18 protein-coding genes are annotated in these 20,578 nt (G+C 66.9%); 7 read left to right on the top strand and 11 right to left on the bottom strand.

Translation table 11 applies throughout. From position 1 onward, the window contains the following. The first annotated feature begins 132 nt into the window (after positions 1-132). Positions 133-1,497 carry an MFS transporter gene (locus tag AC1DNC_RS14765; protein WP_476863282.1) on the top strand — a complete coding sequence of 455 codons (1,365 nt, stop codon included), beginning with the start codon at positions 133-135 and terminating at the stop codon, positions 1,495-1,497. Between the two features lie 211 nt (positions 1,498-1,708). Continuing rightward, positions 1,709-3,601, top strand: a complete 1,893-nt coding sequence (locus AC1DNC_RS14760) for an FAD-binding monooxygenase (RefSeq protein ID WP_476863281.1) — start codon at positions 1,709-1,711, stop codon at positions 3,599-3,601. A gap of 10 nt (positions 3,602-3,611) precedes the next feature. Here AC1DNC_RS14760 and AC1DNC_RS14755 read toward each other — a convergent pair whose 3' ends face one another. From AC1DNC_RS14755 to AC1DNC_RS14740, 4 genes are read right to left on the bottom strand one after another with little or no spacing between them, the layout of a single operon-like run. Continuing rightward, positions 3,612-4,382 (bottom strand): YoaK family protein, encoded by a 771-nt coding sequence (locus tag AC1DNC_RS14755; RefSeq protein ID WP_476863280.1) that lies wholly within the window; start codon positions 4,380-4,382, stop codon positions 3,612-3,614. 54 nt (positions 4,383-4,436) lie between these two features. Continuing rightward, positions 4,437-5,126, bottom strand: coding sequence for a VTT domain-containing protein (locus AC1DNC_RS14750; RefSeq protein WP_476863279.1), 690 nt, complete (start codon positions 5,124-5,126; stop codon positions 4,437-4,439). Between the two features lie 47 nt (positions 5,127-5,173). Beyond that, entirely contained in the window at positions 5,174-5,752 is a 579-nt protein-coding gene (locus AC1DNC_RS14745) for a histidine phosphatase family protein (protein WP_476863278.1), read from the bottom strand. A gap of 41 nt (positions 5,753-5,793) precedes the next feature. Beyond that, positions 5,794-6,552, bottom strand: coding sequence for a DinB family protein (locus tag AC1DNC_RS14740; RefSeq protein WP_476863277.1), 759 nt, complete (start codon positions 6,550-6,552; stop codon positions 5,794-5,796). Between the two features lie 313 nt (positions 6,553-6,865). On the opposite strand from AC1DNC_RS14740, the gene AC1DNC_RS14735 reads away from it, so the two are divergent. Then, complete coding sequence (locus AC1DNC_RS14735; RefSeq protein WP_476863398.1) at positions 6,866-7,246, top strand: VOC family protein; 381 nt, start codon at positions 6,866-6,868, stop codon at positions 7,244-7,246. Positions 7,247-7,406: 160 nt separating this feature from the next. Here AC1DNC_RS14735 and AC1DNC_RS14730 read toward each other — a convergent pair whose 3' ends face one another. Together AC1DNC_RS14730 and AC1DNC_RS14725 are read right to left on the bottom strand one after the other, a co-directional pair. Next, complete coding sequence (locus AC1DNC_RS14730) at positions 7,407-8,300, bottom strand: potassium channel family protein (protein ID WP_476863276.1); 894 nt, start codon at positions 8,298-8,300, stop codon at positions 7,407-7,409. A gap of 266 nt (positions 8,301-8,566) precedes the next feature. Further along, positions 8,567-9,802 carry a ScoMcrA-related endonuclease gene (locus tag AC1DNC_RS14725; RefSeq protein WP_476863275.1) on the bottom strand — a complete coding sequence of 412 codons (1,236 nt, stop codon included), beginning with the start codon at positions 9,800-9,802 and terminating at the stop codon, positions 8,567-8,569. A gap of 133 nt (positions 9,803-9,935) precedes the next feature. Here AC1DNC_RS14725 and AC1DNC_RS14720 point away from each other — a divergent pair, with 133 nt between their 5' ends. Further along, positions 9,936-10,763, top strand: coding sequence for a hypothetical protein (locus AC1DNC_RS14720; RefSeq protein ID WP_476863274.1), 828 nt, complete (start codon positions 9,936-9,938; stop codon positions 10,761-10,763). Positions 10,764-10,931: 168 nt separating this feature from the next. Here AC1DNC_RS14720 and AC1DNC_RS14715 read toward each other — a convergent pair whose 3' ends face one another. From AC1DNC_RS14715 to AC1DNC_RS14700, 4 genes are all read right to left on the bottom strand, one after another. Further along, positions 10,932-12,599: an alpha-amylase family glycosyl hydrolase gene (locus tag AC1DNC_RS14715; RefSeq protein WP_476863273.1), complete on the bottom strand. Its 1,668-nt coding sequence runs from the start codon at positions 12,597-12,599 to the stop codon at positions 10,932-10,934. Positions 12,600-12,717: 118 nt separating this feature from the next. Then, the gene (locus tag AC1DNC_RS14710) at positions 12,718-13,683 is read right to left on the bottom strand and encodes a lipid kinase (protein ID WP_476863272.1); all 966 of its coding nucleotides are present in this window, start codon (positions 13,681-13,683) and stop codon (positions 12,718-12,720) included. 35 nt (positions 13,684-13,718) lie between these two features. Then, positions 13,719-15,395, bottom strand: a complete 1,677-nt coding sequence (locus AC1DNC_RS14705) for a thiamine pyrophosphate-binding protein (RefSeq protein ID WP_476863271.1) — start codon at positions 15,393-15,395, stop codon at positions 13,719-13,721. A 117-nt stretch (positions 15,396-15,512) separates the two neighbouring features. Continuing rightward, the gene (locus AC1DNC_RS14700) at positions 15,513-16,016 is read right to left on the bottom strand and encodes an Lrp/AsnC family transcriptional regulator (RefSeq protein WP_476863270.1); all 504 of its coding nucleotides are present in this window, start codon (positions 16,014-16,016) and stop codon (positions 15,513-15,515) included. Between the two features lie 93 nt (positions 16,017-16,109). Here AC1DNC_RS14700 and hisC point away from each other — a divergent pair, with 93 nt between their 5' ends. Continuing rightward, positions 16,110-17,207 (top strand): histidinol-phosphate transaminase, encoded by a 1,098-nt coding sequence (hisC, locus tag AC1DNC_RS14695; protein ID WP_476863269.1) that lies wholly within the window; start codon positions 16,110-16,112, stop codon positions 17,205-17,207. Positions 17,208-17,257: 50 nt separating this feature from the next. Then, entirely contained in the window at positions 17,258-18,679 is a 1,422-nt protein-coding gene (locus AC1DNC_RS14690) for an amino acid permease (RefSeq protein WP_476863268.1), read from the top strand. A 552-nt stretch (positions 18,680-19,231) separates the two neighbouring features. Here the strand turns inward: AC1DNC_RS14690 and AC1DNC_RS14685 are convergent. Continuing rightward, positions 19,232-20,002 carry a DUF4839 domain-containing protein gene (locus tag AC1DNC_RS14685; RefSeq protein WP_476863267.1) on the bottom strand — a complete coding sequence of 257 codons (771 nt, stop codon included), beginning with the start codon at positions 20,000-20,002 and terminating at the stop codon, positions 19,232-19,234. A gap of 314 nt (positions 20,003-20,316) precedes the next feature. Here AC1DNC_RS14685 and AC1DNC_RS14680 point away from each other — a divergent pair, with 314 nt between their 5' ends. Next, entirely contained in the window at positions 20,317-20,577 is a 261-nt protein-coding gene (locus tag AC1DNC_RS14680) for a hypothetical protein (protein WP_476863266.1), read from the top strand. The last annotated feature ends 1 nt before the right edge of the window (position 20,578 follow it).

Here is a 20,578-nt window from a genome sequence, read left to right as displayed (position 1 = left end):
CCGGGCGCCGGGGCAGTAGGGCGGCTGCCCGCCGTCGGCCGTCACGGGAAGCCTGCGCTGTGTGACGGCCCAACGGGTCCGTGACGGTGAGCGGGTTCGATCTCGGCCGCCATCGTAGGACAGACTGTTGCCGTGAGCAACTCTTCCCGGACCGGCGTCGCCATTGCAGGGCTCAGCCTCGGTACCTCGCTGAACCCGCTGAACTCATCGATGATCGCCGTCGCGCTGGTGGTGCTGCGCGCGGATTTCGCGCTCGACGTCGCCACAGTCACCTGGGTGGTCACCTCCTTCTACCTCACATCCGCGGCCGGCCAGCCCCTGATGGGCCGGCTCGCGGACCGCTTCGGCCCGCGCCGGCTGTTCCTGCTGGGCATGGCACTCGTGGCCGTGACCTGCGCGTTCGCTCCTTTCGCGCCGAACTTCGCGCTGCTCTGCGTCGCGCGGGCTTTCATGGCGCTTGGCACCGCGACGGCGTATCCCAGCGCCGTCGTGATGGTAGCGGCGCTGGCGCGGCAGGCGGACGTGAGGTCCACCCGGCCGCTGGGCCGGATCCAGATGGCCAACACCTCGGCCGCCGCCGTCGGGCCGGTGGTGGGTGGCCTGCTGGTGAGCCTGGTGGGCTGGCAGGCGCTGTTCCTGATCAACGTGCCCCTGGCGCTGGCGGCGATCCTGGTGGTCCGCCGGTTTGCGCCGGCGGACGCTGAGCGGGAACGCGGCCGGGTGTCGGAACTGCTCCGCGACTCGGACCTGCCGGGCATCGGCGCGTTCATCGGGGCGCTGGTGCTGGTGATGATGGCGCTGCTCAATGTGCTGCCGGCCTACCGGTGGTGGTTGCTGGGCGGCGGTCTGTTGCTCGCCGTGCTGTTCACCGTGCGGGAGTTGCGCTTCAGCCCGCCCTTCCTGGACCTGCGGCTGCTGGGGACCAACCGGCCGCTGCTGCTGGTTTACCTGGGCTTCGCGCTGTTCAACGGCGTCTACTACTTTGCGTTCTTCGGGCTCCCGCAGCTGCTGCAGACCGCCGGCGGCTACGACCCTGGCATCGTGGGCCTGCTGATGCTGCCACTCGCCGCCATCTCGGTGGTCGGGACGCCCTTCGCGGTCCGCGCCATCGACAGCTTCGGCGTCCGGCGGGTGCTGATCGCCGGCGTCGTACTGCTGATTGCCGCGTCCGGCACCATGTGGCTGCTGACCGCGTCCCTCGCCGCTCCGCTGGTGCTGGCGATGACGGCGCTGCTGGGGGTGCCGTACTGCGTGGTCAGCATCGCCTCGAGCCAGGGCATGTACCTCTCCACCCGGCTGGAGGAGCGCGGCGTGGCCGCGGGGATCTACCAGACCTGCCGCTACCGCGGAGCGATCACCGCGACCGTGCTGATCGGCATTTTTTACGGCACCGGCGTCAGCCAGGCGAACTGGGGGCTGATGGTGTTGGTGATGCTGGGCCTCGGTGCGGTGGTGTTCGTGGTGTCCCTGGCATGGCGGGAGCGGCGGCCGACCTAAGCGGAGGCCGGCCTGAGCGGAGGACCCGACGGCGACGGCGACCCCCGCGCACCGCTGGCTTGTGTGTGAGCGGAGCCACAAAAAAGTTGCCGGAGTGCCCGAGGGAAGCCTATAGTCGAAGGATCGGTTCGATAATAGAACGTCGTGTTCTATTATCGAACAACCGGCCTCGACGGCGTCAATCAGCCCTACAACGACGTAAGGAAATCCCGTGCACTTCCACCACCACGGCTATGTATCCGGGGACCCGCGGGTCCAGCCGGCCGCCGGCGTCGGCGTCGACCGCCCGGCAGAGCTTCCCGACGTCGTCGACGTGCTGATTGTGGGCACCGGGCCCGCGGGCATGGTCGCCGCCGCCCAGCTCTCGCAGTTCCCCGACATCACGACGCGGATCGTGGAGCGCCGGCCCGGCCGGCTCGCCATCGGCCAGGCGGACGGAATCCAGGCCCGCAGCGTGGAGACGTTCCAGGCCTTCGGCTTTGCCGAGAGGATCATCGCCGAGGCGTACCGCATCACGGAGATGGCTTTCTGGAAGCCGGACCCCGCGGACCCGTCGCGGATTGTGCGGGCAGCCCGCACCCTCGATGACCCGGCCGGGATCAGCGAATTCCCGCACCTGATCGTCAACCAGGCCCGCGTCCTGGACTACTTCGCCGAGTTCATGGCCAACGCCCCCACCCGGATGAAGCCCGACTACGGCTACGAATTCCTCCGGCTGGAGGTAACCGAAGGGGAGTACCCCGTCAGCGTGACGCTCGCGCACACCGCCGGACCCGACGCCGGCACCGAGCGCACCGTCCGGGCCAAGTACGTTGTCGGTGCTGACGGGGCCCGGAGCAAGGTCCGCGACTCGATCGGCTGCACCATGGCCGGGGACAAGGCCAACCACGCCTGGGGCGTCATGGACGTGCTGGCCAACACCGACTTCTCGGACATCCGCACCAAATGCGCCATCACCTCGGGCTCCGGCGGCAGCATCCTGCTGATTCCGCGCGAGGGCGGGCACCTCTTCCGCATGTACGTGGACCTGGGCGTGGTCCCGGAGAACGACGCCGGCGCGGTGCGCAGCACCAGCATCGAACAGATCATCGCCAAGGCCAACGCCATCATTCACCCCTACACGTTGGATGTGCGCAACGTCGCCTGGCACAGCGTCTACGAGGTGGGCCACCGCCTGACCGACCGGTTCGACGACGTCGTCCCGGCGGACCGCGGTACCCGCACGCCCCGGGTGTTCATCACCGGCGACGCCTGCCACACGCACAGCGCCAAGGCCGGCCAGGGCATGAACGTCTCCATGCAGGACGGCTTCAACCTGGGCTGGAAGCTGGGGCACGTGCTGGAGGGCCGCAGCCCGGAGGCGCTGCTGGCCACCTATTCGGCCGAGCGCCAGGTGGTCGCCAAGAACCTGATCGACTTCGACAAGGAATGGTCGACCCTGATGGCGAAGAAGCCGGAGGAGTTCAACAGCCCCTCGGAGCTGGAGGACTTCTACGTCAGCACCGCCGAGTTCCCGGCCGGTTTCATGACCCAGTACACCGCGTCGATGCTGATCGGCGAGGCCACGCACCAGGAGTTCGCCACCGGCTTCCCGATCGGCAAGCGCTTCAAGTCCGCGCCCGTGGTGCGGGTCTGCGACACCAACCCGCTGCACCTAGGCCACCAGGCCGCGGCGGACGGTCGCTGGCGGATCTACGTCTTCGCGGACCCGGCCCTGCCCGGCGCCCCGTCGCCCACCACGGACCTGGCCGCCTGGATGGCCGACGCGCCGGATTCGCCGCTGGCCGCCACCCCTGAGGGTTTGGACCGTGACGCATGGTTCGACGTCAAGGTCATCTACCAGCAGGAGCACACGAGCGTGGACATCGGCGCCGTGCCGGCGGTGTTCAAGCCTGCCGTGGGGCCGTTCCAGCTCAACTACTTGGAGAAGGTGTACGCCGCGGACCCCCGGGCGGACATCTTTGAATCACGCGGCCTGGACCGCGGCGGCGTCGTGGTGGTGGTGCGGCCGGACCAGTACGTGGCCACCGTCCTGCCCCTGACGGCGACGGCGGAGCTCGCCGCGTTTTTCGCGCCGTTGGTGGGGGAGCGGGCGACGGTCTAGCCCGGCGCGGCTAGCGCTGCACGGACATCGGCGCCGGGTCTTCCACAGCAGTGGAGGGCCCGGCGTCGGCGTCTGCCGGCTCAGACCGAACCCGCTCCTGGCCCGACGCCCGAGCGACGCCGCCCGCGACGGCGACGCTCAGCGTCAGCAGCGCGGTCAGCAGCACCCCGAGCCCTGGGTGCACGTGCAGCAGGGCAGCGCCCACGGTGGCGCCGGCCAGGATCAGGACGACGGCGCCGAGGCGGCGGCCGGTGTGCTTGCCGGAGCCGCCACCGAGGCGGGAATCCGCGGCGAGGCCTGTCAGGGTGGAGGTGACCACCACGGTGGTGACGTCGTTGACCGCCAGGTGCCGGGCGGTGGCGGCCTGGATGCCCATCGCGACCGCGAGCGCGCCGGTGATGGTCAGGGTGACGGGGTCGCCGGCGTGCGGCGCGTGGACGAAGAGGACGGCGGCGACCGCGGTCATGGTGGCGCCGACGGCCGTGAGTAACGCCGTCGTACGGCGACTCCAGCCCGTGGCCTCGGGGCGGAGGACGCGGCCGGCCACCACGGCGCCGACCATGAAGCAGGCCAGCGCGATCAACGGTCCCACCACCGGCAGGTTGTCTGCGCCGATCAGGGCCATGCCGAGGATCACGACGTTGCCGGTCATGTTGCCGGTGAACACCCGGTCCAGGCCGAGGTAGCCGACGGCGTCGATCACGCCGGTGGAGAAGGTCAAAACCAGCATCAGGACCAGGTGGAGCCGGGCCGGCTCGGCGGACTTCAATCGATTAAGCACAAATCAACTTTCCTTGCGGGGGAGTGTGGCGCTGCTTGAACCCCGGTTGAGGGACTATCCGGCGTGGTCGGAGGCCTTGGCGCGGCGCTTTTTGAGCACCTCGATGCCGATCGGGATGACCGAGACCAGCACAATGACGATGAAGATGAGGTCGATGTTCGAACCGATCCACTCATACTGGCCGAGCCCGAACCCCAGAAGGGTTACCCCGAAGCCCCACAGCAGGGCACCCATGGCGTTGAAGGCGACAAAGGTCCGGTGCCCCATTTTCCCGACGCCGGCCGTCACCGGCAGGAAAGTCCGCACGATGGGGACGAACCGGGCCAGCACCACCGAGCGGCGGCCGTATTTTGTGAAGAATTCGTGGGCCCTGTCCACGTAGTCACTGCGCAGCAGCTTGGAATCCGGTTTCTTGAAGACGGACGGCCCGGCTTTCCGGCCGATCAGGTAGCCGGTCTGGTCCCCGGCGAACGCCGCAGCAGAGGCGGCCGCGCCGAGCAGAACGATGTTGACCGGGACGGAGCCGGTGGCCACCAGCAGGCCCGCGGTGAACAGCAGGGAGTCTCCGGGCAGGAAGAATCCCACCAGCAGGCCGGTCTCAATGAAGAGGAAGGCGCAAACGACGGCGATGAGCCACGGCGCCACCGCCGGATCACGAAGGAACACGTTTGGGTCCAGCCATGGCGGCAGAAGTCCGGTCACCGGGTGGACGGACAGCATGGCACTCAGCGGCGAAGCGGTCATGGGCCCATCTTAGGCATGGCTGCTGGGAGTCCCTCGAACGACGGCGGTCACACCACGGCGCTGAGCCGCTCGCCGTTGAGGTATTCGAGCTGCCAGCCCTCGACGGCGTGGTGATGGGCCAGATTCAGCGCGGCATTATCGATGCTGGGCATGGTGCAGCCCACCGCACGGCCGAGGGTCACGCGGAGCAGCGAGCCATGCGCGACCACGAGCACCCGGCCGCCGCGGAATTCCTCGGCCAGAGTTTCCAACGCGACCAGCCCGCGGGCAGATGTATCGTCGTCGCTTTCGGCGCCGCGAAAGCCGCCGGGGATGCGCAGGGCGTCGAGGTCGGGACCGTCTTGCAGACCTTCGGCGGGGCCGTAGTGACGCTCGGTGAGTTCCGGAACCCGCCGCGCCGTGCCGAGCCCGAGCCCGGCGGCGATCAGGTCCGCCGTCTCCGCGGCCCGGCTCAGCGGCGAGGAAACGATCGCATCCCATTCGTACTCGGACAGGGCGGCGACGGCGTCCCGCGCCTGGCCGCGGCCGACGTCGTTCAGCGGAATATCGGTTGATCCCTGCAGCCGGCGCTCCGCGTTCCAGTCGGTTTGGCCATGGCGGATGAGCGCGAAAGTTGTGAGGGTCATGCCCTCCATTGTTTCAGACGGCTCCCGGCGCCCCGCAGCCTCTACCTGTTGAGCCCCACCGCTATCGCCTCCAGGTCGCGGACGGCGTAGCGCAGGTGCTCCCACTCTTCGTTGAGGATCGTGTGCAGACAGGATCGGACCGTCACCGCGTGCTCCGGCCCCCACGGGTTCCGGCGCTCCGCCGACAGCTCCGCCTCGGTAACCGTGGCGAGGAAATCGCGGACCATGGCCTGCCGGCCGGCCCGGACCTCCAGCACCTCGGCATAGGGCGGGGCGGCTGCGGAGAAGACAGAGAGGTCGTACCCGTCGGTCTCGTACTCCGCATTGGGCTGCCCTGCCGGGTGATAGGGCTCCTCGAGTTCCAGGATGGCTTTGCGGAACCACGTGTCCGTGGCCATCACCAGGTGGCGCAGGGTCTGGGCGAAGGACCACTCGCCATCGACCGAGAGATCGACCTTGCCGGGCGGCATCGCCGCAACCCGCTCCAGCGTCGCCCGCCAGGCCTGCTCCACGACGGCCCACGCCTCCCGTAGCCCGTCCGGGCCCTGGGCGCGCCTCTGTTCCCGGCCGTGGAAGCGGCGGTTGAGTTCGGCCTCGACGAAGGGAACGACGTCGACGCCGTTGACGTACAGGGTGTTCCCGGCTTCGACCAGCCATGGGGCGTCGATGTCCGCCCCGGCCGCGTCGACCGCACGCATCACCGCGCCGGACAGGTCGGTCCGGACGAACCGGGCGCCCCGCAGGTTCACGTCGGTGAACGTTGCGCCCTGCAGGTCTTCGGACTGGGTGAAGGCTGTCATGCCAGCACTCTGCCACGCCAGCGTCAGCCGCGCAGCGCCTTGGCGGGGTTCCGCGGTTGCAGCCGGCGGTCCTCAGAGCCTGAAACCGGACACCCGGCACCCATTTTCTGCGGGATCAGATCGGTCCATAATGGCCACATAAGCTTCGGGGACCCCTCGCGCCGGTGATGGGTGGCGCGGCGTTGGAGAGTCCCAGGTGGCTGCCCCGGCTCGGCGCGAGGGGCGGTCACGGCTCCGGACAATGATTCCGGGGACCGAAACCGGGGGGAGCTACGCCATCACTGCGGTCATCGACGCACTGAAGGGATTCATCATGTTCAAGGATTCAAACATTATGGCTGTCCTCCCCGCGAAGGACATCAACAGGGCGAAGGAGTTCTACCGGGACAAGCTGGGCATCGAGCCCTCCGAATCCATGGAGGAGGGCAGCGTGATGTACAGCTGCGGCCAAGGAACCCGCTTCCTCGTCTACCAGACGGACAATGCGGGGACGGCCAAGAACACCCAGATGGGCTGGGAAACCGACAACATCGAACGCGACATGGAGGATCTGCGCGGCCGCGGCGTCGTCTTTGAGGAGTACGACTTTCCCGGCCTGAAGACGGAGAACGGCATTGCCACGGCATCCTGGGGGAAGGGGGCCTGGTTCCTGGACAGCGAGGGCAATATCCTCAACATCGCCCAGCGCTCGTAGGCCGGAGGCTGGCACCGATCAACATCGCTAACGCCGGCAACGGAGCCGGAGGGAACCGGATCCAGCCCTCAGGCGGGAGCCGGTTTCGAGCCTGACGTCGCCCCCGAACAGGGCAACGAGTGCGTCCAGAACAGCAGCGCTGGCAGCGGCTGCCCGCACGCTAGTTAGTGTCGGGTTTCCTGCCCCGAAGGTGGCGGTGGTGTAGCTCGTAGCTGTCGAACACGTCAGAAGAGGTGGTTCCTGAGTGGCCGAACTTGCCGCGAAGAACGGCGGCGAGTCCATCCAGCGCGGCGTGGAGCATCCGTCCGGCGAACTGAAGCTCAGGGTTGTCGCTGCGTTGGGCCTCGGATGCCAGTTCCTGGGCGTAGGCGACTGTGGCCGGCAAGGAGCCGCGCTGCTCGACTTCACGGAAATAGTAGGTTTCATGGAACGCAAGCAGATCGATGCTCACGAGAGCTACGTTTCCGGCCATTGACTCCAGCAGCCCGGCGGCATGCGTGGGTTCCACGGACAGTACACCTGCAGGACCTGCAGCCTCCCTGAACAAGTTCAGATCGTGGGCAAGGGCCCGGCGGCGGTTAAGAGCCGGGTACATCTGCAGGATCCAGGTGACCGTTGCTGTCAGCAAACCGAAACCCGTGACGGCTTGGAAGGCCACAACCAGCCGGAGCAGCGGATGCGTGGCCACGATGTCGCCGAATCCCACGGTGGAAAGAGTGACCAGGGAGATGTAGAGGGCCTCGGCGAAGTCGGCCCGCAGGGGAACCGCGGCTCCGTAAACAAAACCGTCCGTCAGATGCGGCAGGTACAGCAGGGCCCAGCCGATGGCCGCGAGGCCCGCCCAGGCGCCAATGACAGCCGCCATGGCCAACGGCGCTGCGATGAAGGAGCCCCGGCCCCGCAGTTTTCGGGATGCTAGCCAGAACCCGCGCATGATCGCCCGGCCCACGGGACCGGAGCCGTGGGGATAAAGGAGCGTACGAAAGACGTCGACGAGCATCAGCAGAACCAGCCCGGCCCCCAAAACCGTCCAGAGCGTATCCGCAAAGTCCATGCCTCATCTTATGGGCGGCGCCCCGGGCACAGTGACAGACAGGGGAACCCCGCAGTGCCGGGCACTGCGGGGTTCCCCTGGGTCTGGATGCAGGTTACTCGGAGCCGGGTTTCTGTTCCCGGTCCCAGGCGGTTCCGCCGTGGGGCACCCGCCTATAGAAAGACGGGCTCGTCTGCAGGCCCATTTCCAAGGGTATTCAGCGGCACGATCTGGTTAGGTTGGACGTGGGCACTTAGCGGAGAAAATAGGCAGCGTTCCCTCAACCGCTATTTGCCGCGTTTGGCCGAATTGTGCTGTCGGTGCCAAGCGAAGTACTGCCGGGACTTTTCGCCAAAGGCCGCGCATCTCCTGCCGACGATGTCCCGTATCCGGTCCGCAGCTTGCTCGGAACCGCGGCTGCCGTGTTCGATGATTCCCTGATCACCGATGACAACATAGCCGAGCTCAAAGAGCGCATCGCAGCCGAACAGGCAAGCGAGCATGGACACGTTTCGTGTGTCCATGCGCTCGTTCTCCGAGCATGCCCAGCGGGGCTTGATATGCGCCGCGACAACTAGTTCTTCGGGGAGCGAGCGTCCACAAAGTGCGCACGAGCTACCCCAGCGCCGCAGCTGCTGGTCCCGCAGAAACCGCTGCTCTGCCCGGATTGCCACTACTGCCAAACTGTCACTAGGACCGCCGACATAGCCTTCGAACGGTTCAGCGTGTTCCCCTCGCTCCTCGGCTGTTCCGGTGACGGGCTCAATGCCTGCTAGCCGCAACACCTCCAGTGCGCGGCCAGGGTCGAGGGGAAAGAAATAGCCGTTCCTAAGGGACCCGCTTGCGGTGATCGGACCCTGGCCGACGTCGAGCGCGTTCAGAGCCCGATCCCGTGAAACACGGATCTCATGCACCGGTTCCGTGAGAACCAATGTGCCCTTCGTGCCGGCAGGCACATCGTCATAGCCGCGAGGCGGATAGGCCGGTCGCGGCATAGTTGCCACGCGGCTGACGCCCCGGATCTCGGGGCTGGCATAGTGGAAAACGAGATCCCCTGGGGACACACCGTCAAGAGTGCGCCAGTGGTCAACCTGTTGGCCACGGCGATCCTTCAGGGGAGCCCACAGGGTACCGTCGTTAAAGACGGGGTCGAAGTTCACCGACTGGTTCGCCCACCAGAAATTCGTGCTCGGACTGACTTCGATCCTGAGGGGTTCGGCTGTGCCTTCGAGACTCTCTCCGTGAATGTCCACCAGCTCGTATCCCAGTCGATTCAAGATGGACCGTGTCTGTTCTCCCCCGGACAGCCGCGGAGGCCCGTCCTTGCCGCAGCCGAATTGCAGTTGGAAGGCCATGGCGACCAGTGGCTTGCTTGCAATCGACTGCCCTCGGTCGATCACTACGTACCGGTGAGACTCCTTAAATCGGGTCCGGGCAATGAACTCCTCGCTTCCGAGCTCATGCCACAGCTCAATTGCGCGGTCGATGCTTCGACGCCCCAAATCGGCCCATGATCTCTTCATGTCCCCATTCATACCTGATTTATGACTTGCCCATGAGTTCAAAAGAACCTTGGAAGTGGAAGGAACGGGAGAGTAACATTTTCGGACTCGCAAATACCGGTGTAGGTCGGAGCCCACAGATACGATCTACCTCATGACCGAAACCCAAGAGATTGATAACCCTGGATCGAATTTCACCCAGGTGCTGGACGCGGCGGCGAAGCTGCCAGGCGTGAGGATCAGTAGGGCCGCCTATCTCCGAACGGCACTCAAGCGCCACTGCACCGAGGAACAGATCAAGAGGGCAATCGCCGAAACTCCCGCGGCAGCGGGCATTCCACTCAAGGTCATCGCTGAGATCGCAAACACCTCGATCGCTTATGAGACGAGCAAGGTCACAGGCATATCAACCGTCGCAGGTATCCCCGGCGGTCTGGCAATGATCGGCACTGTCCCAGCCGACCTCGCGCAGTACTTGGGTCACATGCTTCGGATCGCCCAGAAGCTGGCGTATATCTACAGTTGGCCTGACCTATTCGCCGATGATGACGACGAAATCGATGAAGCCACCGAGAGCATGCTGATCCTGTTCGTGGGCGTGATGTTCGGCGTGCAGATCGCCCAGAGTGGAGTGGCAAGAGTCGCGGGCATGGTCGCCGCCACCGTTGCCAAGAAACTGCCGCAGAAGGCACTTACTCAGGGTGTCATCTATCCGATCGTGAAAAAGGTGGCCGGCTATCTCGGTGTGAGCATGACCAAGAAGCTTTTCGCCAGCGGAGTCGCAAAGGCTATCCCAATAGTCGGAGCAGTTCTCTCCGGAGGCCTCACCTTGGGCACATTCCTTCCCATGTCCAAACGGCTGCAGAAGCACCTCGCTAGCCTGGAGCTGACCAAGCCAGGACACCGAACCGACGACGCCGAGATCGTTGACGCCGAGATCATTGACGCCGAAGTAATCGATCTGGAGGTTGTCGTGAAATAGCGAGAGGCCGAGCCGCCAGAGCTGACCCAAACCATGAGTCCAGCTGACGCCGGCAACGCGACCCGGCGCAACCGCCCAGCTCTTTAGCGTTTGGCCCACAGCCATCTCGCCTTTAGAAACGCGCGCCGGCCCTTTCGTATGGCAGGCCTCCGCAACCCTGCAACGTGCTCAGCCGTTCAATACCCACACGGCGTTGTTCGGCTGCAGCCAGCCATCCCGTTCCAGCGGGGCTGCGCTGAGCAGGACCGTGCCGGCCGGGAGCCGCACCGGTTCATCGCCCATCGCGACGGCGGCGAGGAAGTGCTCGTTGCGCTCGCAGATCAGCAGGTTTCCGGCCTCGACGCGCCAGGTGCCGCCGTCGTTCGCGGTGAAGACCCCTTCCCGCCAGAGCTTCCGGCGCAGTTCCAGCGCGGCTTTGGTGAGGTTCAGCGCTGACGCCGGATCCTGCTCTTGGCGGTCGACGGCGTGGGCTCCCCACCCGGCGGGCTGCGGCAGCCAGGGTTCGGAACTAACGCCAGAGTCCCCCAGCGAGAAGCCGTGGTTTCGCCCGGCGTCCTCAGTCCAGGGAAGCGGCACGCGGGCGCCATCGCGGCAGACGCCGCCGCGCGCCCACATCGGGTCCACCCGGGCCTCCACCGGCACGTCGACCTCGGGCAGCCCGAGCTCCTGGCCCTGATACAGGTACGCCGGCCCAGGCAGCCCCAGCAGGGCCACCAGCGCCGCGCGGGCCCGGGCGGCACCGACAGAACCGCCGCCGAACCGGGTGACGGTGCGGACAATGTCGTGGTTCTCCAGCGCCCACGTCGGGGTGGCGCCGTGTTCCCGGCGGGCGGCTTCGAGGTCGTTCCCGACGGCGGCCCAGGCCTCCGGGTCCCAGCCGAGCTTCACGAAAGCGAAGGCGAAGGCTTGCTGCATCTCGTCGGAGCGGGTGTAGCGGGCGGCGCGGGCCGGTTCCAGGTTGACCTCGCCCACCAGCAGGCGGTGGGGCTGGTAGTTCTCGGCCAGGGCACGCCAGCGACGGTACACCTCGTGGACCTCCTCCTGGTCCGAGACCTGCGGGTTGGACCGCAGCCCGTCCACCACGCCGCCCTCCGACGGCGAATCCGGCAGCCCCTCGGCCTTGAACAGCGCGTGGGCGACGTCGATGCGCAGCCCGTCCACGCCCTTGTCGAACCAGAAGCGCAGCACGCCGTCGAAGTAGTCGCCGACGGCGGGGTTGCGCCAGTTCCAGTCCGGCTGGCCGGCGGAGAAGAGGTGCAGATACCAGTCGGTGTCTGTCCCGGACGAGGGGTTGGCGCGGCTCCACGCCCGGCCGCCGAACACGCTCTGCCAGTTGTTCGGGGGAACGTCACCCCCGGGACCCTGAACGAAGTGGAACATCTCCCGCTCCGGGGAGCCCGGCCCGGCGGCCAACGCTGCCTGGAACAGCGGGTGCTCGGAGGAGCAGTGGTTGGGGACGACGTCGAGCAGGATCCGCAACCCCAAAGAGTGCGCCCGCTCCAACAAAGACTCGAACTCCGCAAGAGTTCCGAACAGCGGGCCCACGCCGCAGTAGTCGGACACGTCGTAGCCCTGGTCCACCTGCGGGGAGGGCTGGAACGGGGTCATCCAGATCCCGTCTACCCCCAGGGAGGCGATGTACGGCAGCCGGGCGGCGAGCCCGGCGAGGTCGCCCACGCCGTCGCCGTCCCCGTCGGCGAAGGAGCGCGGATAGACCTGATAGATCACCGCGGATTCCCACCACTGCACGTCCGGCGTGAGAGCGGTTTCCTCTGCAGCAGGGAGAGCGGCGGGGGAGACGCAGGCGTACTTGGCGACATCGCGGATGGTGACCACTGTTTCTCCTCCCTGAGTGTGCCTGCGGGTGCTGCGCGAACGCACTACGGAAGCCTAAGGCAAACTGTTTCGTTGGCTGCACCAACACTAAGGGGAGAGGCGGCCAGGGCGTGACTGTTTAGGAAACAACGTCCTCAGGAGGGGCCGTGGTGCCCGGCCCGTCGAATACGGCGCTGGTGCTGGCCTGGGGCACCACCACGTGGACGGCGTTGCGCTGGATGGTGAAGTCGGCAGGAGTTGTGGTGGCGATCTCGCCGTCGAGGTTCACCGGTAGCGGCGGCTCGGTGACCACCCGCACGTGCCGGGTGGTCAGGTGGTAGACCCGGTCGTGCTTGATGAAGCTACCGCCCTTGAGCAGCCGGGCGATGCTCACGTGCTCCCGCAGAGGCCCTGCCGGGATGGCGTATATATCAAGGAGGTGGTCATCGATCCCTGCGGTGGGGGAGACCGTGTTGCCGCCGCCGTAGTGCCGGCCGTTGCCCACCGCCACCTGCAGCAGATCCCCGAGCTCCAGCGGCTGGTGGTCCCCCTCCGGGAACTCGAGGCGGGCCCGGAACGGCTTGTGCCGGGTATAAGCGCGCAGGGTGGCGATGCTGTAGGCCAGTGGCCCGAGGTGCCGCTTCAAGCGGGGGCTGAGCGCCTCGGTCACCGCCACGGAGAGGCCTACGGAGGCGACGTTGAGGAATGGCTCACCGTTGGCCCGGCCGAGGTCGATGTCCACCACCTTGCCGTCGGCGACGGTGGCGCAAGCCTCGGCGAGGTTGTTTGGTATCTCCAGCGTGCGGGCGAAGTCGTTGGCGGTGCCCAGTGGGAGGACGCCGAGCACCACGTTGGTGCCGGCCACCCGGCCGGCGGCGTAGGAGACGGTCCCGTCGCCGCCACCGACTACAACCAGGTCATGCCCGTCCGCAAGCACCCGGTCAAGCGTCGCGGCCAGGTCCGCCCCGGACCGCACACGGTGCACGGCGGTAACGGGCACGCCTGCCGCGCGCATCGCGTCCACGGCCTGCTCGGACGCCGCCCCGCGGCGTGAGCCAGCGTTGATCACCACGGCGGCGGAGCGTGCGTCCCGGGCAGCCTTCATGGGGATCAGGGTAGCCCGCGGACCTGTGAATTCCGTCAGCCGGCCACCGGCGCCTTTTTCGCGGCCTGCGAGGCCGCCATCCACTCGCTCAGCCACGGGGCGCGGACGCTGGCGGTGATCCGGCAGTCGGCTACAAAGGTTCCCCTGGCGCCGGCGTCGATCCAGTCGGTGAGAGTTGAAAGGTCCTCCAGCGAGCGGATGATCGCCGATTCGGCACCAAGCGCCCGGGCGACGCCGCTGAAGTCCACCTCGGGGATCAGCATGGGCTTCTCGGTCAGGCCCTGGGACCCGTACTGGTGGATTTCGGCCCCGTAGGCGGCGTCGTTGTAGATCACGACGACGGCGCTGCGGGCCGCGCCGATCAGCGATTCGAGGTCGGAGAGGCCCATCAGGAAACCGCCGTCGCCGGAGGCCAAGACCAGGGTGCGGCCGTCCTCCACCGCGCGGGCTGCCCCGACGGCGCTGGCAAGGCCCAGCCCGATGGTCTGGTAGGCCGTGCCCACCATGACCAGGTCCTGCGGCCGCGGGATCCGCCAGTACATGGGTGCCCAGCCGACGAAGTGCCCTCCGTCCTGGACCACCGTGCGGCGCTCCGGCAGCACCGCGTCCAGTGCCTTGGCGAGGGCGCGCGGGTCCAGCCGGCCGTCCGGCGTCTCCGCAGAGCCTGGGTGGTGCGCCGGTCCCTCGGCCAGACGTTTGCGGGCCTCCGCGCGCCAGGCTCCGGAGGGGCCGGCGGCGGGCGCGGCCGGTTCATCCAGCAGCGTCAGGAGGCGTTCCGCAGCGGCCTTCACGTCCCCGCTGACGAACGTGTCCACCCGGGGGTGCGTCGGCTGCAGGGCGGCGTCGATCTGGATGACCGTGCTGTCGGGGCCGAGCAGGTGCCCGAACCGCATGGTGAAGGGGCTCAGGCTTGCCCCGGCGACGAGGATGACGTCGGCCTCACCCATGAGCCCGGCTGCGGTGTCGGTGCCGAAGCCGCCCGCGACGCCGAGATACCCGGCGCCCTCGAGGAGGTTCAGCGCCAGCGCGGTTCCGGCGGTCAGCGCGCCGAGGCGGTCGGCGAGTTCGCGGAGCTCCGGGCCGGCGCCGGCGAGATGGGCGCCGCGGCCGGCGAGGATCAGCGGGCGCTTCGCCCCGGCGAGCAGGCGGGCAACCTGTCCCAGGCCGCCGTCGACGTCGTCACTCACGGCCGGTGCCAACGGCGCCGGCAGCTCTTCATCCGCCGCTTCGAGTGCTGCGAGGTCGTAGGGGATGGCAATCACGACGGCGGTGCGCTTGGTGAGCGCGTACTCCACCGCCTGCTGCGTGATGGCACCCGCGGCGTCGCGGGTGACGGTGAAGGTGGCCGCGCCGAGGCCCGCGGCGATTGCTGCCTGGTCCACGTCCTGGGGGCGGGCGCCGGTGCTCGGTGCGTCCCCGGTGACCAGCACAACGGGGATTTGCGCCTGGACCGCTTCGGCCAGCGCGGTGAGCGCGTTGGTGTAGCCGGGGCCGTAGGTGGTGGTGCCCGCGGCGAGACGGCCCGAGGTCCGGTAGTAGGCGTCGGCTGCGGCGATGGCGGCGCCCTCATGGCGGACGGCGGAGAAGCGGAGGCCCAGCTGCTCTGCGGCGTCCAGGAAGTAGACGTTTCCGTTGCCCATGACACCAAACAGATCGGTGAGATAGCCGCTGAGAACCTGTGCCACGCGGCCCGAGACGGTGAGAGTGGTCATGCTGAAAGCTTGTGGGCTGGGTCACGAACCGGCAAGAGCGCTGCTTTTGGCTGGGACTTTTGGCAGTCATGAGCCATTCGGAGTGAAAATCTGCCCACATGTGGTGCGCCACGCGCCTCAGTCGGCGGAGCGGGACTCCTGCTCCGAGAGCCGGGCCAGCAGGCCGTCGTAGCGCGGGGGCATGAGTTCCAGCACGGAAATGGCGGTGCTGGTCCGCTGGATTCCCTCGATTCCCAGGATCTCGTTGGTGATGCGGTAGAGGTCGGCCGTGCCGCGGGCCACCACCTTGGCCATGAGGTCCGCATCCCCGGTGGTGGCATGCACCTCGATGACCTCCGGGATCGCGGCGAGCCCGTCTTCCACCGCCCCGGTCCGGGTCTGGCTGATGGACAACGACAGGAAGGCCATGAGCTCATAGCCCAGCGCGGCGGGGTCCAGCCGGCGGCTGAAGGACCGGAGGGCGCCGCTGCGCTCGAGCCGCGCCAGCCGGGCATGGACGGTGTTCCGCGCGACACCGAGGGTCCGCGAGAGGGCCAAGGCGCTGGCTTCGGGATCCTTGTCCATGGCCAGGATGATCCGGCCGTCGAGGGAATCCAGGGCACGCGGGTTCGGCGTGGTCATATTTTCACCGCAGACTGTATAAGTTGAGCAGAAGTCCCAATGGGATGAGGGTATCTTGCATTGTGTGGCGGGTCACAATCATCATCGGACCTCATGACCTCTGAACAACTCCTCACCGCACCGGACGCAGCGTTTCCTAGCCTTCGCGGCGCCGTGGCCGGACTGCCGTCCTACGTCCCGGGACGGAAGAGCTCCGGCCTGGACATCGCCGCCCTAGCCAGCAACGAAAGCCACTACGAGCCGCTGCCCGCGGCCGCCGCTGCCGTGACCGAAGCGGCCGGCACCATGAACCGCTACCCGGACAGCGCCGCCGTCGAACTCCGCGAACGGCTGGCCCGGCACCTGGGCGTCACCGCCGCGGAGGTAGCAGTGGGACCCGGCAGCGTGGGGGTCCTCCAGCAGATCATCACCGGACTGTGCGACGCCGGCGATGAAGTGATCTTCGCCTGGCGCTCCTTCGAGGCGTACCCCATCCTGGTTGAGCTGGCCGGCGCCCGGCCGGTCCGCATCCCGCTGGACGACGCCGAGGGCCACGACCTCGAGGCCATGGCCGCGGCCGTCACCGACCGCACCAAGGTGATCCTGCTCTGCACCCCCAACAACCCCACCGGCGTGCCCATCAGCCACGAGCGCATCGAGGCCTTCCTGCGGTCCGTCCGGTCCGACATCCTCGTGGTGGTCGATGAGGCCTACGCGGAGTACGCCGACGCGGGCAGCGGCCCCGATTCCCTGGCGCTCTACCGCCAGTACCCGAACGTCTGCATCCTGCGCACCTTCTCGAAGGCCTACGGACTCGCCGGCCTGCGCGTGGGCTACGCCGTGGCCGCGCCGGCCATCGCCGAGGGACTGCGCCGCACCGCCCTGCCCTTCTCGGTGAGCGCGCTGGCCCAGAAGGCGGCCATCGCGTCGCTGGACGCCGGGGACGAGATGGAAGCGCGGGTGGCAGCCGTCAAGCAGGAGCGCGCCCGGATGGCCGCGGAGCTGGAAGCGCAGGGCTGGAAACTGCAGCCAAGCCAGGGCAACTTCCTGTGGATCCGTGCCGATGACAACCTCCGGGCAATGCTGGTGGACGCGTTCGACCGCGCAGACATCCTGGTCCGGGGCTACCAGGGCGACGGCGTGCGGATCACCGTGGCCGACCCCGCCTCCAACGACCGCGTGCTCGGGCTTTTGGAAGCCCACGCCGCCTAGAAACCACTGACCTTTACCAACCCGTTCCGCCTACAACCAGAGGAATCCCCATGGAACAACAGACAAAGACGTCTGCCCGCGCGCTCGGCGCGGCACTCAAACCCCGCCAGCTCACCATGATGGGCCTGGGCAGCGCCATCGGCGCCGGCCTCTTCATCGGCTCCGGCGCCGGCATCCAGGCCGCCGGCCCGGCCGTGCTGATCTCCTACCTCGTCGCCGGCACCCTGATTATCCTGGTGATGTGGGCGCTCGGCGAGATGGCCGCCGCCAACCCGGACAGCGGCGCCTTCTCCGTCTACACCGCCAAGGCCTACGGGCCGGTGGCCGGCGCCACCGTCGGCTGGCTGTGGTGGATCCAGCTGGTGGTGGTCATCGCGGCCGAAGCACTCGGTGCGGCCGGCCTGCTGGCCACCATCTTCCCGGCCCTGCCGGTGTGGCTGATGGCCTTCGTTTTCATTGTGGTGCTTACGGCCGTGAACCTGACCAGCGTGAAGAACTTCGGCGAGTTCGAGTTCTGGTTCGCCCTGCTCAAGGTGGCGGCGATCGTCGGGTTCCTGCTGGTGGGCTTCGCGTTGCTCTTCGGCTGGCTGCCGGGCGTTCAGTCGCCGGGCTTGGGCAACTTCATGGGGGAGGGCTTCGCGCCCAGCGGATTTGCCGGAATTGCGACGGCGCTGTTCGTGGTGGCGTTCGCGTTTGGCGGCACCGAGATTGTCTCCGTTGCTGCCGCTGAGACGGCCGAGCCGGCCCGCAGCGTGAAGAAGGCAGTCCGCACAGTGCTGTGGCGCATCCTGGTGTTTTACATCGGCGCGATCTTCATCATCGCGGCGGTGGTTCCGGTGGTTCCGGTGGGGTCGGCCGGGCTGAAGAGCCCGTTCGCCGCCGTGCTGGAGGCCGCCGGCATGCCCGGCGCAGCCACCGCAATCACCCTGGTGGCCGTCGCCGCGCTGCTGTCGGCGTTGAACGCCAACCTCTACGGCGCGTCACGGATGGCGTACTCCCTCGCGGAGCGCGGTGAAGCGCCGCGCCTGCTGGCCTCGGTGTCCAAGGCCCGGGTTCCGGTGGTGGCCGTCCTGGCCAGCGTCGCTTTCGGCATTGTCACAGTGGTGCTGGAGCTGGCTTTCCCCGAGATGGTCCTCCCCATCTTGCTCAACATCGTGGGGTCGACGTGTCTGCTGGTGTGGACGTCCGCCCTGCTGGCCCAGCTCGCGCTGCGTCTCCGCGCCGACCGTGAGGGCACCGAGCTTCCCCTGCGGATGCCCGGCTTCCCGGGGCTCACGGTGTTTGGTCTGGTGATCCTCGCGGCGATCTTCACGGTGGGCTTCATCGGCGAGGATTCCCGTCCCCAGCTTCTGAGCACGTTCGCACTCGTGGCGCTGCTGGCGGCGGGTTGCTGGCTGAACCAGAGGAACCGGAAGGTTGCGCCGGTTGAGGAATCCCCGGAGCGCGCCAAGGAGCCGGTGCTGATCGACTAAGTCAAGTGCTGCGGACCCGCATGGCGGGTCCGGTGCACGCGGAGGGCGGGTCCGGCTTTGGCCGGGCGCGCCCTTCTGTCTTGGGGTGCCGGGTTGGCCTTGGTGAACGTGAAATCGGTTGGTGGCGGGTCGCGTCGCAAGCTGCGTACCCGTCGCGATGGCATTGCTGGGGAGCCCGACGTGTCGCTGATGGCGACGTTCGGGCCCAGCGGCCTCCGGGGCCACAGCGTGATCACCGCGGAGATCAGGATGACGCAGGTGGCCCGGTAAGTGCGCTGGCTGCGACGAGAGCCCGCAATGTAGGCGGACTAGGCGCCGCGGCGGCCCAGCATCACGACGTAGCTGCCCTTTTGGGTTTCCTCCTCGACGCCTTGCATGACTTGGGAGGTTAAGGCGTTCGAAACTGTAGTGGCCTGCAACCGCGACTAGTGGCGGCCGTCGCAAAGCGAAGGCCCTGACCGGAGCATCAGGACCTTCGCTAAGGGGCGGTAACCGGTGAAAACGGTTGTTTTTGCCGAAGTCTCTAGACTTCGAGTGCCGAGGTATTCGCGCTCATCTCACTGTGGTAGACACCGGTTTTAGAAAGAACAGCTCCTGAGTGCGGTTATACCCTTCGACCGTGGCGATAATGTGAAGATTTTGCCCCGCGCCAATAGTATCCGGAACGTTTGCACCCGTGAGGCGCAAATCATTAACGATATTGACGTCCTTAAATTGGAAGTTTGGTCCAGTCATTTTTGATTTGCTGTAGTCGCCAGCTGCGATCAGAATGTCATATCTGGTCTTAAAGCTGCCATGATTGTTCATGTAGGCGATGTTTCCATCGAACTCGATGTTCTGACCCTCATATTTGACCGCAAATGCTTCGACCATGTCTCTGTCTGGAGCTGACCCGGCCAAAAGCGCTGCCAGGTCTTGGTTGTTCTTTACCGTTAGGGTCTGCTCTGGCTCGGACGAGGGAGCTGCGGCCCCCGTCGGGGTGCTCTGCTCCGGTTCCTGGGTAGGCACCTGCGTCGGCTCCTCTGTGGGATCCTTAGCGCTATCGCAGGTACGGTCAACGGTGAGGCGAGGCGCTGAAGACACTCCGGCCCCGCTTTGAGGTTCCTGGCTGCACACCTTCCAATTCGACTTGTCGACAACGCCGAACACGCCGCCGCCGAGGACCTCCACCTCCTTGTCTATTCCGGCTCGCTTCACATCGCTGATTGCAACATCGAGGCCTTTCCCAACCACATCGGGCATGGTGACGGCTGCCTTGCCAGAGCACCCTGCGATTAGCAAAGTGACGGCGAAGACAGCGGACGTGACGACAAGACGGCGCATAAATGTTCCCCCAAAGATGTGACTCAGATGTGGATGGTGGCGCGGTCAACGACAGGTCGATATGTGCTGTCGAGCCCCGCTATTTCCTATGCTTACAGTACTAGCACTGCGCGGCGGTAAGACTCATCAAGCGGTCGCGTGACACCGCCACGTAGCGCTGAATGCCGCAGCATCGGGCTTCCATCAATTCCCACCAGCCGCCGACCCCGAAGTGGGCCCCGCTGGTTTGGTTACAAGAAACGCACAGCCAAAAAAGGAATCTTGTTAGGACCAACATGCCGCTTAATGTCAGGACGCTGGCCTACATTGCTTCTATGAATCCTGAAGAAGCAATCACCGCACCGAAGAAAAAGCGGACCGTCTCGCGGAAATGCCCGGTGTGTGGCAGTGAGGCCTGGCGGATTGCCTACGGAATGATCATGCCGTCAGCGCGCGACGCAATGCCCGAGAAAACCGAGTTCGCCGGATGTTGCATCGACATGATGGTCCGCGAGTACCCCGCCACCGGCATGAGGGAGATTGGCACACCCAAATGGGCGTGCCAGAACCCAGAGTGCCGTCACCGCTGGTGGTGAA

Source organism: Arthrobacter sp. 01N442, from assembly GCF_056399345.1.
The sequence above is the reverse complement of the archived record's forward strand: the minus strand, read 5'-3'. Positions and strand labels throughout refer to the sequence as shown.

Bases quoted from the DNA above. Each gene is read 5' to 3' on its own strand.
- AC1DNC_RS14680 (WP_476863266.1), top strand. From the start codon at position 20,317: ATGAATCCTGAAGAAGCAATCACCGCACCGAAGAAAAAGCGGACCGTC.
- AC1DNC_RS14750 (WP_476863279.1), bottom strand. From the start codon at position 5,126: ATGACCGCTTCGCCGCTGAGTGCCATGCTGTCCGTCCACCCGGTGACC.
- AC1DNC_RS14685 (WP_476863267.1), bottom strand. From the start codon at position 20,002: ATGCGCCGTCTTGTCGTCACGTCCGCTGTCTTCGCCGTCACTTTGCTA.
- AC1DNC_RS14725 (WP_476863275.1), bottom strand. From the start codon at position 9,802: ATGAAGAGATCATGGGCCGATTTGGGGCGTCGAAGCATCGACCGCGCA.
- AC1DNC_RS14730 (WP_476863276.1), bottom strand. From the start codon at position 8,300: ATGGACTTTGCGGATACGCTCTGGACGGTTTTGGGGGCCGGGCTGGTT.
- hisC (WP_476863269.1), top strand. From the start codon at position 16,110: ATGACCTCTGAACAACTCCTCACCGCACCGGACGCAGCGTTTCCTAGC.
- AC1DNC_RS14735 (WP_476863398.1), top strand. From the start codon at position 6,866: ATGTTCAAGGATTCAAACATTATGGCTGTCCTCCCCGCGAAGGACATC.
- AC1DNC_RS14700 (WP_476863270.1), bottom strand. From the start codon at position 16,016: ATGACCACGCCGAACCCGCGTGCCCTGGATTCCCTCGACGGCCGGATC.
- AC1DNC_RS14705 (WP_476863271.1), bottom strand. From the start codon at position 15,395: ATGACCACTCTCACCGTCTCGGGCCGCGTGGCACAGGTTCTCAGCGGC.
- AC1DNC_RS14745 (WP_476863278.1), bottom strand. From the start codon at position 5,752: ATGACCCTCACAACTTTCGCGCTCATCCGCCATGGCCAAACCGACTGG.
- AC1DNC_RS14690 (WP_476863268.1), top strand. From the start codon at position 17,258: ATGGAACAACAGACAAAGACGTCTGCCCGCGCGCTCGGCGCGGCACTC.
- AC1DNC_RS14710 (WP_476863272.1), bottom strand. From the start codon at position 13,683: ATGAAGGCTGCCCGGGACGCACGCTCCGCCGCCGTGGTGATCAACGCT.
- AC1DNC_RS14720 (WP_476863274.1), top strand. From the start codon at position 9,936: ATGACCGAAACCCAAGAGATTGATAACCCTGGATCGAATTTCACCCAG.
- AC1DNC_RS14740 (WP_476863277.1), bottom strand. From the start codon at position 6,552: ATGACAGCCTTCACCCAGTCCGAAGACCTGCAGGGCGCAACGTTCACC.